Genomic DNA, 15,913 nt, shown 5'->3' with positions numbered 1-15,913 from the left:
CTCGCGAATGCGGTGGTTCAGTGCCTGATGCATTAGCTGACACTGCGCATTCGCGAGCAAGCCCGCTCCCACAGGGATTCAGGGTTACCCGTGAATCAGGAAGGGAACAGCTCGCTCAGCTTCATCGCCAGCATCATGTCGCCTTCGGTGCGCAGCTTGCCGCCCATGAACGCTTGCATGCCGTCGGTGGAGCCGTCGACGATGCCTTCCAGGGTCTCGCTGTCCATCACCAGGGTGACCTGCGCGTCAGGGTTTTCGCCTTCTTTGAGTTCGCAGGTCTTGTCCTTGACCACCAGCGAGAAATTCTTGCTGTCGTCGATACGGAAACCGAACACCAGGTCCAAGCCTTCGGCAGCGCTTGGGTTGAATTTGGCTTTCATTGCTTCTACTGCTTTAGCTACGTCAGTCATGGTTTCGATCCTTAAGGGTAGAGTCCAGTGACCTTGGGGTCACGGTTGGCCGCAGTTCATCGGAAAGTGATGAGCTGCGGCGCCTTCAACAGTTGCAAGTGGGCGTGACTGTTGAAGGAAGCCAGTGCCACCTCGCGACCACGGAACTTGAGTTGGTTGAGCGAGGTGTTAACAATTTGCCAGTTCATTTCGAAGGCCTGGGCGGCAGGCATTCGGGTAATCAGGTGGAGCAGGGCGGTGATGGTGCCGCCGGAGGTGAATACGGCGATTTTGTCGGTGTGGTTCGCGGCTTCCAGGATGCGCTGCAAGCCACCCTGGACCCGCTCGACAAACCCCAGCCAGCTTTCCAGCCCGGGCGGATCATAGGTGCCGGCCAGCCAGCGTTCGATGATCAGGGCGAAAATGCGCTGGAACTCGCGGCGGTTCTGCGGGCCATTGCGCAGGATGTGCACGGCATCCGGTTCACTGCTGAGCAGGTCGGGTAACAGGCCGCGAATGATCGCCTCGCCGTCGAACTCGTTGAACGCGCTGTCTGTTTCCAGCACCGGAACCGGCAAGCCCAGGGCGCTGTACTGGTCGAACGTGGCGCTGGCGGTGTGCTGCTGGCGACGCAGATCACCGGCGATGCAGCGGTCAAACGCAATGCCCAGGTCTGCCAGGTGGCGACCGAGCACTTGCGCTTGTTCCACGCCAACGGGCGAGAGGACGTCATAGTCGTCTGCACCGAAGGAAGCCTGGCCATGTCGAATCAGATAAATGCTGCCCACGTCCGTTTTCCCGGTACGTTGAAAGTCTGGCGAGGTTATGAGGATGCCTGCGAGCTGTCAATGAAAAAACATACGCTTGTTTTAAAAGCGCGTTGGAGCCCGCCTGCTGGCGGTTTGATCACTGGCTCCTTCGCAGTGGCGTCGGTATGCTGGGGCCATCCGCGCCTGGCGCAGTGCATTTTTTAAGGAGACATATGGATTTTCTGGCCGAATACGCGAGCTTTCTGGCGAAGACCGTCACCCTGGTGGTCGCTATTCTGGTGGTACTGATCAGCTTTGCAGCACTGCGCAACAAAGGTCGTCGTAAATCCGCCGGCCAATTGCAGGTCAGCAAGCTGAATGATTTTTACAAGGGCTTGCGTGAGCGCCTGGAGTCCAGCCTGCTCGACAAGGACCAGCTCAAGGCCCTGCGCAAGTCCGAAAGCAAAGCTGAAAAGAAGAAAGAGAAGAAGAAACCCGAGCCCAAGCCACGGGTATTCGTGCTGGATTTCGACGGTGACATCAAGGCTTCGGCCACCGAAAGCCTGCGCCATGAAATCACCGCACTGCTGAGCCTGGCCACGCCCAAGGATGAGGTGGTGCTGCGCCTGGAAAGCGGCGGCGGCATGGTGCACAGCTATGGCCTGGCCTCCTCGCAACTGGCGCGTATCCGCCAGGCCGGCGTGCCGTTGACCGTGTGCATCGACAAAGTCGCGGCCAGCGGCGGCTACATGATGGCGTGCATCGGCGAGAAGATCATCAGCGCCCCTTTTGCGATTCTCGGTTCCATTGGCGTGGTGGCGCAGTTGCCCAACGTCAATCGCCTGCTGAAAAAACACGACATCGACTTTGAAGTGCTGACCGCCGGTGAATACAAGCGCACGCTCACTGTGTTTGGCGAAAACACCGAGAAAGGCCGGGAGAAGTTCCAGGAAGACCTGGACATCACCCATCAGTTGTTCAAGAACTTCGTCTCGCGTTACCGCCCGCAGTTGGCGATTGACGAGGTGGCCACTGGCGAAGTGTGGTTGGGGGTTGCCGCTCTCGACAAACAACTGGTCGATGAGTTGCAAACCAGCGATGAATACCTGGCCACCAAGGCCAAGACCGCCGAAGTGTTCCACCTGCACTATGCCGAGCGTAAGAGCCTGCAAGAGCGCGTGGGCCTGGCGGCCAGCGGTTCGGTGGACCGGGTGCTGTTGACCTGGTGGAGCCGCTTGACCCAGCAACGGTTCTGGTAACCCAGTATGTAGGCCATTATCCAGTGGGCGCGAGCAAGCCCGCTGGTGTCTGCCCGGCCAAGTACTTTCGCAATTCCAAGTCTTTTCTAGAATGTCCATGCCCCATCCTTGTATCGCTTGCAATCTAGGCTATGTTCTATCACTAGCGGATCGGACTCAGGCCAAGGAAGGTGTCCCTTTTGATCACTGGCATTGAATGTCAGTATCAACGCGTTATTACTCAAATGCATCGCAGCTGGACAGCGAGCATACGAGCAGCATCGGTACCCCTTCCTTTTGGTTTCGAGTGGATCGAACTGGTGAAAAGCATGCCCTGTTCCGGCGATGCCAACACTGCCTCGTCAACCCTTGACCAAGCACTACGTATGGCAAAACCAAAGTAGTTGTCTTGCCGCATGCTTTTGCTTTGTAAGGAAAAAGTAGGGCAACTTGATGGATCTTCCATTGCCAGGCCAGGTTGATGCTTGTATCTACCCTCTTGGATTATCTGACTTGCACGAAATGCCAAAGCTGCACGATCCGGTTAGCGCAGATGTCGTTGTAGTCGGAGGAGGGTTGCTGGGCTTGTCTACAGCGTTACATTTGTCCTCTTTTGGCGTCGAAACCGTATTGCTGGAAAAAGCCCAGATCGGAGGGCGTGCTTCCGGGCGTAATGGTGGCCAGGTGACGCCAGGCATGGCCCGTTGGAAGGCTCAGAAAATGCTCTGTGCCCTGCCTCGGGAGGACGCCCGCTGGCTATGGCGGTTTTCCTCACAGGAGGCAATTGAGCTGTTGGATAACTTGCTTGATACCCATCGAATTCTTGCTGATCGCCAGCATGGACACCTGACGGCAGCGATGCATCCAGCCCATGTCCGCGTACTGACGGACGAGTTGGCTGCCCGTCACCTGTTGGGTGAGCACGGCGCCCATATTCTGGACCCCCACGAGTTGCAATCCCATCTTCATTCGCCGATTTATCACGGAGCACTGCTGGATAATCTCGGCGGGCAAATCCACCCGCAGAAACTGATACGTGGTCTCCTGCGCGCTTTTCTGCAAGGGGGAGGCAAGGCTTATGAAAACAGTCCGGTGTTGTCTTTGCGCGCGGTATCGAATGGAACAGAGGTAATGGGTGTCGACGCCAGCATCGTGGCACGCAAGGCTGTCGTGTTAGCCGTGCATGCGGATACCAGTTTGCTTCAGTCGCAGGAAGATGCAATGACCCTCTCATTGCACTCCTATCTAGCGGCAACACCGCCGATCGAAGGCGGTATTCGCTCATTACTGCCGACGGGCATGCCCGTCTATGACACGCGGCTGCAGATCGATTATTTTCGCCCCTATGAGCACGATCGCTTGCTGTTTGGCGCACTGGGTACCAGCCATCGATTGACTAACGAGATGATTATCAAGCGCCTGCAACAGAGGATGTGCGAAGTATTCCCTCATCGTGATGATCTACGGCCTGAGTTCTTTTGGGCCGAAGAATTTGACATTACCCGTTCAGGTTTGCCGATATTCCGTAAGTCCACAGCACCCGTGCCGGTGTATACCGCATACGGTTGGAACGGGCATGGGCTGGTACAAACCATCCGGACAGGGAAAGCCATTAGCGATGACTTTTTGCGAATCAACCACGACTTCATGAAGTTGACTCAGTTCAAGCACAATGCCTTTCCTACCCGCTATCTGCATAAACGTGACCTCGCCCGACTGGCCATGCTGTCGGCGCGAATGGTCAGTTTTCTTCGGCCTCACAAAATGTTGTCGTCTTGAGTGGCTTATTTGATGGTCAGGTTAGACGGGGCTCAATGGAGTCCGCCAACTGCGTGAGGATCAGGCAGCACGACACCGCCCCCGCATCCAACACCCCAAGCGAACGCTCTCCCAGGCGGCTGGCCCGGCCAATCTTGGCCACCAGGTCCTTGGTCGAATCTCGCCCTTGAGAGGCGGCGGTTTTCATCGCATCGAGTGCATCGCTGAAAGAACGCGCCGCTGCATGCGCCCGTTCAAAGGCTTCCACCGCCGGAATCAATGTATCCATCAAGCACTTGTCGCCCACCCCCGCTTCGGTGATGTCCTGCAATGAGGTCAAGCCGCCGCGCAGCAGGTGGGCGAAGGTGGCGGCGTCGATGTCTTCACTGCCGCGCACTTCGTCGGCCATGCCGATAAACAGGCTGCCATACAACGGGCCCATGGAGCCGCCGATGCCTTCCATCAGGCTCAGGGTCAGCTCGTCCAGGGCTTCGGCCAGGGTCAGTTGGCGACCTTCGATCGTGCGGCCGCAATGGGCAAAGCCCTTGGCCATGTTGATGCCATGGTCGCCATCGCCGATGGCGCCGTCGACTTCGCTGAGGTACTCCCGGTTGGCCACGATGACGCTGACCAGGTCGGCGACAATGGCGCTACCGTCATGGGTAGAAAAATGCTGGCTCATGATTCACTCCGCCTGGGTCATGCCGATGGAGCGGCAGGGTTGGTCGATCAAGGTTTTCAGCTCAGCGTCGAGGCCAAGCAGGGTCAAGGTCACGCCCATCATCTCCAGGGACGTGAAGTAGTTGCCCACGTAGCAACGGTGAATCTTCAAACCTTTGGCCTTGAGCTGTTTTTCAACCTCGGCGTAGAAAATATACAACTCCATCACCGGGGTGGCGCCCAGGCCTGAGACCAGCACCACCACGCTGTCGTCCTGGCTGAAATCGCGGTCGGCGAGGATCGGCGCCAGCATGCGCTCGGCCATGGCGGCGGCCGGTTCAATCGGGATGACTTCGATGCCCGGTTCGCCATGATGGCCGATACCCAGCTCCATCTGGCCGTCGGGAATCTGGAAGTTCGGCTTGCCCACCGCGGCGATCGTGCAGGGCGTAAGGCCGATACCAATCGAGCGGCAGTGGTCGACGGTTTTCTGCGCCACCCGAATCACGCCGTCCAGGTCGTAATGCTGGGCAGCGGCGGCACCGCCGATCTTCCACATGAAGATCTCCCCGGCCACGCCGCGACGCTTGGCAATATCGGCCTTGGGTGCGGAGGCCACGTCGTCGTTGGCGACTACGGTGCGGATGCGCATGTCTTTGCTGGCGGCCATTTTCATCGCCAGCTTCACGTTCATGTTGTCGCCCGCGTAGTTGCCATACAGGCACGCAACACCTGCACCGTGGTCGGCGGCGCGGAAGGCATCGAAAAAGCTCTTGGCGGTGGGCGAGGAAAAAATCTCGCCGACGGCCACCGCATCCACCAGGCCTGGGCCAACATAGCCGAGGAACGCCGGCTCGTGCCCGGAGCCGCCGCCGGTGACAATGCCGACGCGGCCCTTGGCGGACGGCCTGGCCTTGACGATGACCCGTGGGTTGCTTTCGTACTGGCGCAGTTCGGGGTGCGCGACCAGGATGCCGCGCAGCATGTCTTCGACCACTTGGTCGGGATCGTTGATGACTCGATTCATAACGCGGGTTCCTGTTGTTTTTATTAACTGTAGGAGCGAGCTTGCTCGCGAAAAACGTCAACGATGACGCGGGCTGTCTGATTCAACGTGGCGGCCTTGAGTTCTTCGCGAGCAAGCTCGCTCCTACAGTAAAAGCGGTTGGGTAAACGTTCAGGGTTCGAGCACAACTTTGAGCGATTTATCGCCGCGTTCCATCACTGCAAACGCTTCCTTGAAATCCGCCAGCGCAAACTTGTGGGTCACCACGTCGCGCATGTCGATCTTGCGGTTGCCGATAAAGTCGATGGCCCTTGGGTACATATACGGGCCCAGGTGCGAGCCGAGGATATCCAGCTCCTTGCGGTCGCCGATGATCGACCAATCCACCGTGGCCTCGTCATTGAATACACTGAATTCGACAAAGCGTCCCAGCTTGCGCAGCATCGCCAGGCCCTGGTTCACCGCCTTGTGGTGCCCGGTGGCTTCGATATAAATGTCGCAGCCATAGCCATCGGTAATCTCGCGAATTTTCGCCAGCACATCGACTTCGGCCGGGTTCCACACTTCGTCGGCGCCCATGCGCAGGGCAAGGGCGGCGCGTTCGGGTTTCATGTCCAGCACGATGAGCTTTTTCGGGTTGCGCAACCGCACCGCGCCGATGATGCCCAGGCCCAGGGTGCCGGCACCGGCGACCACCACAATGTCGTCATGGTCGACGTTGGCACGTTCCGCCGCGTGCAGCGAGCAGGCCAGCGGCTCGATCAGGATTGCTTCATCGGGGGCGATGGATTCCGGCACTTTGTGGATGATGCCTTCCTTGGTGAAGATCATGTATTGCGCCATGGCGCCCTGCACGTTGTTCTGGAAGCCATACAGGTCGTGCTTCTGGCACATCCAGTATTGGCCGTGGTTACAGAAGCGGCACCCCCAGCATGGCACGATCTGCTCGGAGATCACCCGGTCACCCACGGCCACGCCGCGCTTCTCGGCGCCAGGGCCAAGGGCGACCACGCGGCACACGAACTCATGCCCGGGGATCATCGGCGGCTTCACGTAGCGCGGTTGCTCGGCATCGCCCCAGAACGACGGCGCGCCGCGATAGGTCTTGATATCGCCCATGCAAATGCCGCACAGCTCGACCTTGGTGAGGATCTCGTCGGGGCCGGGCGTGGGCACGTCGACGGTTTCCAGGCGGTAGTCTTCCGGGCCGTGGCAGACCACGGCCTGCATGGTTTTCGGGATGCTCGGGGCGAGTTGTTCAGGTGTGCGTTCGGTGACGGTGGACATGACAAAACCTCACGACATAACGATGAATTACTGAATGCTGTAGCCGCCGTCGATCACCATGTTGGCACCGGTGATCATCTGTGCGGCATCACTGAGCAGGTACAGCGCCAGCCCGGCGATTTCTTCCGGCTGGGCAAAGCGCCCCGCCGGGATCTGCAATTTGGCTCGCTCACCCACCTCGCCGGCCCAGGCTTTTTTGCCCAGGGCGGTTTCGACGATGGTGGGGGAGATGGCATTGACGTTGATCTGCGGCGCCCACTCCATGGCCAATACCTTGGTCATCCCTACAATCGCCGCCTTGCTGGCGCAGTAGGCGACGTGACGGTCCAGGCCAATCACGGCGGCCTGGGACGCCAGGTTGACGATGCGCCCGCTGCCTTGGGCAAGCATATGTCTGGCACAGGCCTGGGCCATGAAAAAGCTGGCCTTGAGGTTGATGTCCAGGGTGGTGTCCCAGGCGCTTTCGCTGACCGCGATGGCTTTGTCCAGCAGCACCACGCCTGCGCTGTTGATCAGGTAATCCAGGCGTTGGAAGTGCGCGAATACGTTGTCGACGGTCGGTTGTATCTGGTCGATCCTCCCGAGGTCGACGGCAATGCCCAGGTGCTCGGCACCCAGGCCGGCCGCCACGTCGACCACGGCCTGGTCGCGGTCCAGCAGCGCCACGCGGGCACCGCGCTCCGCCAGCAAGGTGGCGCAGGCCAGGCCGATACCGGCGGCGCCACCGGTGATCACCGCGCAACGGCCGCTGAGGTCGAAGGCTTGGTTCCAGAAACCAGACATGAATAACTCCATTGATTAATGTAGGAGCGAGCTTGCTCGCGAAGAGCGTCAACGATGACGCGGGTAGCCTGACTGCGCGCGACGTCCTTGAGTTTTTCGCGAGCAAGCTCGCTCCTACAGGTGAGGTGGATTTACTTACCGCCGCTGACTTGCTTGTACAGCGCATCCGCATTGGCATTGGTCACCGGCACCCAAGGAAGGATGTAGTTCTTGGCCGTGCCGTCATCCCATTTCACGTCCTTGGCATAGCGCTCCCAAATCACCGATTGTGGCTTGTAGTCCTTGCCGGCCAGGGCACGCAACGCTACGTCCAGCGCGCCTTGGGACTGGGCCTGGGCATCCTGGAGGAAAGTGGTGACTTCGTCCTTTTTTGCCGCCTGGATCGCATCCGGCATGCCGTCGATAGAGGTAACGGGCACATCCTTGGCGGTGAGACCATGGGACTTCAGCGCCTGCACGGCGCCCAGGGCCATGTCGTCGTTCTGGGCGATCACGCCATTGATGCCCTTGGGGTGGGCGTTGAGCCAATCTTCGGTGAGCGTCATGGCCTGGGCGCGGTCCCAGTTGGCGGTTTTCTTTTCGATGATCTTGATGTCCGGGTGTTTGCCCAGCACTTCCAGCTCGCCTTTTTCCCGGTCGATCTGGGCCGACTGGCCAATCGGGCCCTGGATGATCACCACGTTGCCCTTGCCATTGAGCTTGTCGACCATGGCCTGGGCCTGCAGGCGGCCGCCTTCCACGTCGTCGTTACCCACATACGGCACGCTGGCATCGGCTACTTTCGTATTGGAGGCGATGACCACCACGTCGTTGCTCATGGCGGCCTTGACGGTACCGACGCCGGCCTTGGTATCAATCGGCACGAACAGAATCGCGTCGTAGCGTTGGGTCACCATGTTTTCGATCTGGTTGTTCTGGGTCAGGGCGTCGTAGTTGCCGTCGAACACGGTCAACTGCACGGTGCCGTCCTTGACGGCCGGGTGTTCCTTGAGCTCGCGGACCCAGTTCTGCATGAACTGGCCCTTGAGGCCATAGACGGCCGCGCCGATCTTGTAGGTCTTGCCGTCGGCGGCCAGGGCGATACTGCTGGCGAGCAGGGAGAGGGCCGCCGCGGCGGCCAGGGTGGTACCCAGTTTCATAAGTAGAACTCCAGTTATTGTTATGGGTCGTTCTTCAGCGTTTCTTCTTGCGCCACACGTCGATCAGTACTGCAAACACGATGATCAGGCCCTTGGCGACCTGCTGGTAATAGGAGGACACGCCGAGCAGGTTCAGGCCGTTGTTGATCACGCCGATCAACAGTGCCCCGAACAAGGTGCCGACAATGCTGCCGGTACCGCCGGACAAACTGGTGCCACCGATCACCACTGCGGCAATCGCGTCCAGCTCATAGGAAACCCCGGCCTGGGGCAGGGCAGAGGTGGTGCGTGCCGACAGCACCACGCCGGCCAACCCGGCGAGCAGGCCCGAGACCACGTACACCGAGAACATCACCTTGCGCACGCCAATACCGGAGGTGCGCGCGCTTTTTTCGTTGCCGCCCACCGCGTACACATAGCGGCCGTAGGTGGTGTAGCGCAGCACCATCCAGAAAATAAGCGCGACCACGGCGAAGATGATGATCGGCACGCCCACCGGGCCGACCTTGCCGATGCCCAAGGCCAGGTAGGCGTCGGGCAAGTCGGTGATCGGGCTGCCGTCGTTGAGGATAAAGGTCATGCCCCGGGCGATGCTGAGCATGCCAAGGGTGGCCACGAACGGCGGGATCGATAGGTTGGCAATCATGAAACCATTGACCACCCCGAGCATCGCGCCGGCAAACATCCCCGCGCTGACCGCCGCCAACAGGCCGTAACCCTGGGTGGCGACCATGGCGCTGCACAAGCCGGCGAACGCCAGGATCGACCCCACCGACAGGTCGATGCCCTTGGTCAGGATCACGTAGGTCATGCCCACGGCGAGAATGCCGTTGATGGAGGTTTGGCGCAGGATGTCCATCCAGTTGCGCCAGGTCATGAAGTATTCGCTGGAAAACGCCATCACCACGCACAGCAGGATAAACACCAGCGGCAGGCCGAAGCGGTCGAGGGACAGGCGCAGGCGGTTGCGCGGCGCGGCGGTAACGGGAGCAACGATGGTTTTGGCATTCATGAGGCAAGACTCAACAAGGCTTCCTGGGAAAGGGCGGTGTCGGTGCTGATAGTGACCAGCCGGCCGCCTTTGAAGACGGCGATGCGGTCGCTCAAGTGCAGCAGTTCCGGTGCTTCCGACGACACCACAATGGCTGCGCCGCCGGCGCGCACAAACTGGTCGAGCAGGTGGTAGATCTCCTGTTTGGCGCCTTCGTCGATGCCGCGGGTGGGTTCATCGCAGAGCAGGCATACCGGCTCGGTGGACAGGCATTTGGCGAGCACCACCTTTTGCTGGTTACCGCCGCTCATTGATGCCACCGGCAGCTCCAGGGAACTGGTCTTGATCTGCAGGCGCTTGACCATCTCCTCGGCCAGTTGCGCTTCTTTACGTGCGTTGATCAGCGACCAACTCGACAAGCGCTTATAGGCCGACAGTGCAATGTTCGACAGGATGCTGCCGGTCAACACCAGGCCGCTGTCCTTGCGGTCTTCGGTAACCAGCGACATGCCGGCGTCGATGGTCGCCTTGGGCTGCCCGATGGGCATGGGCTTGCCTTGCAAGGTAACCCTGCCGGAATCCGCTACGGTCAGGCCGTAGATGCAATTGAGGAATTCACTGCGCCCGGAGCCCATCAGCCCATAAATGCCGAGGATCTCGCCACGGCGCAGTTGCAGGCTGATGTCGTGGAACTCGCCGTTGCGGCTCAGGTTGTCGACCTGCAGGCAGGTGCTGGCCGCGCATTCGCGGCCCACCTTGTGGTCGATGCGCGTCAGTTCCTGGCCGACAATGCCGCGCACCAGGTGGTCGCGGTCGATATCGGCCATGCGCCCGCTTTCGACAAAGGCGCCATCACGGAAGATGCTGTAGTCATCGGCGATCTGCGCCAGTTCGCTCAGTCGATGGGACACGTACACGATACCGGCACCGCGTGCGGTAAGGCGGCGAATGGCCTTGAACAGGGTTTCGGCCTCGCGCTCGCCGATGGCCGAGGTGGGCTCGTCCATGATCATCACCTGGCAGTCATGGCTGAACGCCTTGGCGATTTCCACCAATTGCATCTGCGCCACGCTCAGGCGGTGCATGGGGCTGGTGGCGTCGACATCGAACTCTAGGTTTTCGAGCAGTTCGCGGGTGCGGCGGTTGAGGGCCTTGCTGTCGACGATGCAGCCGGCGCGGCGCGGTTCGCGGCCCAACCAGATGTTTTCGGCGACGGTCATGTAGGGGATGGGTTCGAGCTCCTGGGTGATCATCGCGATCCCCGAGGCCAAGGCTTCACTCGGGCGATTGAACTGCACCGGTGCGCCGTTGAGCAGAATGCTGCCGGCGTCACGCTGGGTGATGCCCATCAGGATGCTCAGGAAGGTCGACTTGCCGGCACCGTTGCCGCCGCACAGGGCGTGGACGCTGCCGGCGCGCAGAGAAAGGCGCCCGTCACGCAGGGCTGGCACCCCGGCGTAAGCCTTGGCGACGTGTTCAGCCTGGAGCAGTAATGGCGTGGCCATCGGCGTGTCCTCGTGCTGTGAATTCTTATTAGGTCGCACAGTCATGTTTCGCTGTGATCATATGTGTATCAAATGAAATTCTGATCAGTCAATCTCTTTCACTTAAAAGGTGTGATTCTCATCTGAAAGCGGGCGACTGCCTTTATATAAGGCTTTGACTGGCGGGTCAGCTAAATCTTGCTTGACAGGACGGGGTGAATGCTTGAGAAATGAGTGATAGATATTTCACTAAGTGATCATTTGATCAGTGGAGTTTGGCACCATGAACACACCTTTCCCGGTGGCTATCGGATGTGATGAAGCAGGTTTTGAGCTTAAAGAGCTGTTGAAGCGCCATATCGAGGCGTTGGGGTACCCGGTGACCGACTTCGGTACGCATTCAACGGCGCCGGTGCTGTATCCGGACATCGCCCTGGCCGTGGCCACCGCCATCAATGCCGGGCAACAGCGCCTCGGCGTACTGGTATGCGGCACCGGAATAGGCATGGCCATCTCGGCCAACAAGGTGCTGGGCATCCGTGCGGCCCAGGCCCATGACACCTATTCGGCGGAGCGGGCGCGCAAGAGCAACGATGCGCAAATCCTCTCCATTGGAGCGCGGGTCATCGGTGCGGAGTTGGCCAAAAGCATCGTCAGTGCGTTTTTGAGCTCGGAGTTCGAAGCGGAGCGGTCCGGGGCCAAGGTCGAGCGCATCAATGCGATCGAGCGCGATGGGCATCAGTAGTGGACGGCGCGGGGCAAGAGTCGGGAGAATGCGCCTTTGACGCCGAAACGGAAGCCCGTCCCCATGAGTGACAGTACCCAGCGCATGGCCAGTGATATCGATCAGATGACCGAAGTGGCGATGCTCTATTACCTTGAGAACGTCACTCAGGAGGCCATTGCCAAGCGCTTTGACCTGTCGCGGGCAAAAGTCAGCCGCCTGCTCAAGCGTGCTCGGGATGAAGGGATCGTCGAGGTGCGCGTGTTGCAGCACCCGGCGATGAACAACGAGCTGGAGCGTGCGCTGGTGGAACGCTTCAAGCTCGACCGCGCCTTGATCGCGGTCGACCACAGCGACCCCGACACCCAGCGCTCGGCAGTCGCCAGCCTGGTGGCCAACTACCTCAACAAGACCCTGGGCGACGGCATGATCGTTGCCGTGGGCATGGGGCGTAACGTCGGCGCGGTGGCCGATAACGTGTTTCTGCCGGTAACCCGCAACTGCACTTTCGTGTGTGCCATCGGCGGCTCGCTCAAGGCTGGTGAATACATGAACCCTGACCACATCTGCCGGCGCCTGGCCCTGCGCTTTGGGGGCGAGAGTGAAAGTCTGTATGCTCCGGCGCTGGTGGCCAACCCGGAACTGCGCGGGGTGCTGATCAACAACGACACGGTGCGTTCGACCCTTGACCGTGCCCGCCGTGCCGATATTGCCCTGATCGGCATCGGCGACATGAGCGAGAACAGCAACATGGTGCGTATGGGCTGGTTCTCGCCCCAGGAAATCGCCCAGGCGCGGTTGTCTGGCACCGTGGGCGACATGATGGGCTATGACTTTATCGACATTCACGGCCAGCCGGCGGTCAACGCCATTCAGGGGCGCGTGATCGGGTTGACGGTGCAGGAGCTGTTTCGCATCCCGGATGTGGTGGCGATTGCCAGTGAGAACACCAAGGCGGCGGCGACCTTGGGGGCGTTGCGCTCGGGGGTGATCAATACGCTGGCGACCACCGTCACCAATGCCCACACCATCCTGGCGCTGGACGATGCCACTCGTAAAACCTGATGAGTCTTCTATCTGGCAGGCGGGCAGGCTTTCTGTGGGAGCTGGCTTGCCTGCGATTGCATCGACCCGGTCTACCTGATGCACCGAGGTGCCTGCATCGCAGCATAGGTATCTACACAACTGTGAAGTGATCGACGGTAACCACGATGCGAAGCGAGCCGCTTTTGATCTGCTTTTGATCTCAGGCGCCCCGTTAAACCACACCGAGCCTAAGCGAGGTGCCGAGTGGTGGGGCAAGAGCGTTTTGCTTACTTTTGCGCTGTTCAAAAGTGAGCCGCTGTAAAAGCGGAACCCTAAGTGGCCGTTACCGCAGGAATGGATATGTACTCGGTATAACAGTGTCGGCTGTCAGGCCGCCATCGCAGGCAAGCCAGCTCCCACAAGAGTTGCTGTGCTTCTGATAGGGATCTACAGGTTTTGTAATAGTTTTGCGTTGTGAGAAGTTTATATTTCGAATGTAGGATTCAAGTCCTTTTGGCATTTCAGGACTTGCATGAACACCCTCTCGGAGCCTCCCAGTCGTCTTTCCCCAAGACAACCGCTGTCGCTGTTCCCCCTGAAGCACCCCGTATTCCGACTGCTAACCTTGTCCCGGCCTACTGACCGCGCTTTGCCGTGCCCGGCATTCTGAACCCCCGACTACAGAGACTTTATAAATGGAATGGTTAGCGGATCCAACGGCCTGGCTCGGCCTTGCGACCTTGATTGTGCTGGAACTGGTGCTGGGTATCGACAACCTGGTGTTTATCGCGATCCTGGCGGACAAGTTGCCGCCGGAGCAGCGTGACCGTGCACGCTTGATCGGTTTATCCCTGGCGCTGCTGATGCGCCTGGGCCTGTTGGCGAGTATTTCCTGGTTGGTGACCCTGACCCAGCCGCTGTTCGAGGTGTTCGACAAGAGCTTCTCCGGCCGTGACCTGATCATGCTGTTTGGTGGTGTATTCCTGTTGTTCAAGGCCACCATGGAATTGCATGAACGCCTTGAAGGCCATGTGGCGCAACACAAGGGCAGTGTGGCTTACGCGATGTTCTGGCCGATCGTCGCGCAGATCGTGGTGCTGGATGCGGTGTTCTCCCTCGACGCGGTAATTACCGCCGTGGGCATGGTCGACGAACTGGCGGTGATGATGATCGCCGTGATCGTGTCCATCGGCCTGATGATCGTGGCGAGCAAGCCGCTGACCCGTTTCGTCAATGCGCACCCGACCGTGATCATGCTGTGCCTGGGCTTTTTGATGATGATCGGTTTTGCCCTGACCGCCGAAGGCCTGGGTTTCCATATTCCCAAGGGCTACCTGTATGCGGCCATTGGTTTCTCGATTCTGATCGAGGTGTTCAACCAGATCGCCCGAGCCCGTCGCAAGAAATCGGCACAGGGTGTGTTACCGGTGCGTGAGCGTACCGCCCATGCGGTGATGCGCTTGTTGGGCGGCCGCAGCCTGGCGGTGGAAGAGGTGGGTGAAGACGTGGCTGACCTGCTGGGCGAGCCGGATGCTGCGCAGGGTCCGCTGTTTGACCGGCGCGAACGGGTGATGATCAGCGGTGTGCTGCAACTGGCCGAGCGGCCGATTCGCACCCTGATGACGCCAAGGGCCAAGGTTGATTGCATCGACCTGGCGGACGACCCCGAGACGATCCGTCTGAAACTGATGCACTCGTCCTACTCGCGTCTGCCGTTGATCCGTAACGGTGCGGTGGATGAGCCCCTGGGCTTTGTGCACAAGAAGGAGTTGCTCAAGGAATACCTGGGCGGCAACGAGCCGAACCTGGAACACCTGGCGCGTCGGGCAATCAACCTGCTGGAGAGTTTTTCGATCCTCAACGCCTTGGAACAGATGCGCCAGGAGTCTACCCATATCGCCTTCGTGATCAACGAATTCGGCGACTTCATGGGGGTGTTGAGCATGACGGACATTCTGGAATCCATCGCCGGTGAATTGCCCGATGCCAGCGAAATCGAAGGGCCGGACATTGTCGAGGACGGCGATGGTTTTCGTGCCAATGGTGCCTTGAACCTCAACCTGGTGCGTCAGCGCACGGGCTTCAAGGCTGTAGCGACTGAGGATTATCAAACCTTGGCGGGTTTGGTGATGAGCCTGCTCGACCGCCTGCCGGTGGTGGGCGATAGCCTGGAGCACGAAGGCTGGCGTTTAACGGTCGCTGAAGTGGAGGAGCGTCGGGTGACACAAGTGCACTTGCGCCCTTGCTCAGGTCATAACGGCTGAAGATGTCTTTTACGTACTGCTCTTGTTCCTCCAGGGGGCCAAAGCCTTTGTGTTGTTCTACAACGGCTCCCTTCAGGTAGATCAGCAGCGTCGGGGTGCCTGTTACGTCAGGGTGCCTCGGCGTATGGGCGCAGTCGAGTAACAGGCTGACGATCCAGGGATGCTTCCACGCGCTCTGTTCGAATAAGTGGCATGCCTGCGCGCAAGCGGGGCAGTGCTCTGAAAAAAACAGAATAAACACTGGGCGTGGCGTGTTCAGTACCCATCCAAACTCGCTGGCGCTGGAAATTCTGCGTGTGGCGACTCCCATGTCGATCTCCCCCGGCCGTGTTGGTTCTTGCCAACGCTAAGCCGGTGGGGCGCCACCGTCTACTGTCAACCTTCACAGGTGCCCGTCACGTTTTGGCGATCTGTT

Annotated in this window: 14 protein-coding genes; 5 read left to right on the top strand and 9 right to left on the bottom strand. The window is 59.6% G+C overall.

Annotation, left to right across the window (positions count from 1 at the left end):
- Window positions 1-95: 95 nt before the first annotated feature.
- Window positions 96-410 carry an SCP2 sterol-binding domain-containing protein gene (locus tag BUE92_RS17540; protein WP_034125754.1) on the bottom strand — a complete coding sequence of 105 codons (315 nt, stop codon included), beginning with the start codon at window positions 408-410 and terminating at the stop codon, window positions 96-98.
- Between the two features lie 56 nt (window positions 411-466).
- On the bottom strand, window positions 467-1,177 hold the full coding sequence (locus BUE92_RS17535) for a histidine phosphatase family protein (RefSeq protein ID WP_073525270.1): 711 nt from the start codon (window positions 1,175-1,177) through the stop codon (window positions 467-469).
- A 194-nt stretch (window positions 1,178-1,371) separates the two neighbouring features.
- Between BUE92_RS17535 and sohB the strand changes: the two genes are divergently transcribed.
- Complete coding sequence (sohB, locus tag BUE92_RS17530) at window positions 1,372-2,397, top strand: protease SohB (RefSeq protein ID WP_073525269.1); 1,026 nt, start codon at window positions 1,372-1,374, stop codon at window positions 2,395-2,397.
- 432 nt (window positions 2,398-2,829) lie between these two features.
- Entirely contained in the window at window positions 2,830-4,155 is a 1,326-nt protein-coding gene (locus BUE92_RS17525) for an NAD(P)/FAD-dependent oxidoreductase (RefSeq protein WP_073525268.1), read from the top strand.
- Between the two features lie 16 nt (window positions 4,156-4,171).
- Here BUE92_RS17525 and dhaL read toward each other — a convergent pair whose 3' ends face one another.
- The 7 genes from dhaL to BUE92_RS17490 all read right to left on the bottom strand — a co-directional run bounded on the left by dhaL (window position 4,172) and on the right by BUE92_RS17490 (window position 11,505).
- Window positions 4,172-4,816 carry a dihydroxyacetone kinase subunit DhaL gene (gene dhaL / locus BUE92_RS17520; RefSeq protein ID WP_073525267.1) on the bottom strand — a complete coding sequence of 215 codons (645 nt, stop codon included), beginning with the start codon at window positions 4,814-4,816 and terminating at the stop codon, window positions 4,172-4,174.
- A 3-nt stretch (window positions 4,817-4,819) separates the two neighbouring features.
- The gene (locus tag BUE92_RS17515; protein ID WP_073525264.1) at window positions 4,820-5,821 is read right to left on the bottom strand and encodes a dihydroxyacetone kinase subunit DhaK; all 1,002 of its coding nucleotides are present in this window, start codon (window positions 5,819-5,821) and stop codon (window positions 4,820-4,822) included.
- A gap of 150 nt (window positions 5,822-5,971) precedes the next feature.
- The gene (locus tag BUE92_RS17510; protein WP_032876099.1) at window positions 5,972-7,087 is read right to left on the bottom strand and encodes an MDR/zinc-dependent alcohol dehydrogenase-like family protein; all 1,116 of its coding nucleotides are present in this window, start codon (window positions 7,085-7,087) and stop codon (window positions 5,972-5,974) included.
- Window positions 7,088-7,114: 27 nt separating this feature from the next.
- Window positions 7,115-7,870: an SDR family oxidoreductase gene (locus BUE92_RS17505; protein WP_073525261.1), complete on the bottom strand. Its 756-nt coding sequence runs from the start codon at window positions 7,868-7,870 to the stop codon at window positions 7,115-7,117.
- A 131-nt stretch (window positions 7,871-8,001) separates the two neighbouring features.
- Window positions 8,002-9,009, bottom strand: a complete 1,008-nt coding sequence (locus tag BUE92_RS17500; protein WP_073525258.1) for a substrate-binding domain-containing protein — start codon at window positions 9,007-9,009, stop codon at window positions 8,002-8,004.
- 34 nt (window positions 9,010-9,043) lie between these two features.
- Entirely contained in the window at window positions 9,044-10,021 is a 978-nt protein-coding gene (locus tag BUE92_RS17495; protein ID WP_014718193.1) for an ABC transporter permease, read from the bottom strand.
- Entirely contained in the window at window positions 10,018-11,505 is a 1,488-nt protein-coding gene (locus BUE92_RS17490) for a sugar ABC transporter ATP-binding protein (protein WP_073525257.1), read from the bottom strand. Before BUE92_RS17490 ends, BUE92_RS17495 begins: the two co-directional genes overlap by 4 nt.
- 262 nt (window positions 11,506-11,767) lie before the next feature.
- Here BUE92_RS17490 and rpiB point away from each other — a divergent pair, with 262 nt between their 5' ends.
- The 3 genes from rpiB to BUE92_RS17470 all read left to right on the top strand — a co-directional run bounded on the left by rpiB (window position 11,768) and on the right by BUE92_RS17470 (window position 15,498).
- A complete protein-coding gene (gene rpiB / locus BUE92_RS17485) occupies window positions 11,768-12,229 on the top strand; it encodes a ribose 5-phosphate isomerase B (RefSeq protein WP_073525256.1) in 462 nt (153 codons plus the stop codon).
- A 63-nt stretch (window positions 12,230-12,292) separates the two neighbouring features.
- Window positions 12,293-13,273, top strand: coding sequence for a sugar-binding transcriptional regulator (locus tag BUE92_RS17480; RefSeq protein ID WP_003191835.1), 981 nt, complete (start codon window positions 12,293-12,295; stop codon window positions 13,271-13,273).
- A 656-nt stretch (window positions 13,274-13,929) separates the two neighbouring features.
- Window positions 13,930-15,498, top strand: coding sequence for a TerC family protein (locus tag BUE92_RS17470; RefSeq protein WP_073525254.1), 1,569 nt, complete (start codon window positions 13,930-13,932; stop codon window positions 15,496-15,498).
- The last annotated feature ends 415 nt before the right edge of the window (window positions 15,499-15,913 follow it).

The organism is Pseudomonas fluorescens (genome assembly GCF_001902145.1).
GTDB classification, from domain to species: Bacteria; Pseudomonadota; Gammaproteobacteria; order Pseudomonadales; family Pseudomonadaceae; genus Aquipseudomonas; species Aquipseudomonas fluorescens_BV.
This window is presented reverse-complemented; position numbering and strand designations above follow the sequence as displayed.

Coding starts and splice junctions, on each gene's coding strand:
- BUE92_RS17515 (WP_073525264.1), bottom strand. CDS start 5,821: ATGAATCGAGTCATCAACGATCCCGACCAAGTGGTCGAAGACATGCTG.
- BUE92_RS17500 (WP_073525258.1), bottom strand. CDS start 9,009: ATGAAACTGGGTACCACCCTGGCCGCCGCGGCGGCCCTCTCCCTGCTC.
- BUE92_RS17510 (WP_032876099.1), bottom strand. CDS start 7,087: ATGTCCACCGTCACCGAACGCACACCTGAACAACTCGCCCCGAGCATC.
- BUE92_RS17480 (WP_003191835.1), top strand. CDS start 12,293: ATGAGTGACAGTACCCAGCGCATGGCCAGTGATATCGATCAGATGACC.
- BUE92_RS17525 (WP_073525268.1), top strand. CDS start 2,830: ATGGATCTTCCATTGCCAGGCCAGGTTGATGCTTGTATCTACCCTCTT.
- rpiB (WP_073525256.1), top strand. CDS start 11,768: ATGAACACACCTTTCCCGGTGGCTATCGGATGTGATGAAGCAGGTTTT.
- BUE92_RS17540 (WP_034125754.1), bottom strand. CDS start 410: ATGACTGACGTAGCTAAAGCAGTAGAAGCAATGAAAGCCAAATTCAAC.
- sohB (WP_073525269.1), top strand. CDS start 1,372: ATGGATTTTCTGGCCGAATACGCGAGCTTTCTGGCGAAGACCGTCACC.
- BUE92_RS17490 (WP_073525257.1), bottom strand. CDS start 11,505: ATGGCCACGCCATTACTGCTCCAGGCTGAACACGTCGCCAAGGCTTAC.
- BUE92_RS17495 (WP_014718193.1), bottom strand. CDS start 10,021: ATGAATGCCAAAACCATCGTTGCTCCCGTTACCGCCGCGCCGCGCAAC.
- dhaL (WP_073525267.1), bottom strand. CDS start 4,816: ATGAGCCAGCATTTTTCTACCCATGACGGTAGCGCCATTGTCGCCGAC.
- BUE92_RS17505 (WP_073525261.1), bottom strand. CDS start 7,870: ATGTCTGGTTTCTGGAACCAAGCCTTCGACCTCAGCGGCCGTTGCGCG.
- BUE92_RS17470 (WP_073525254.1), top strand. CDS start 13,930: ATGGAATGGTTAGCGGATCCAACGGCCTGGCTCGGCCTTGCGACCTTG.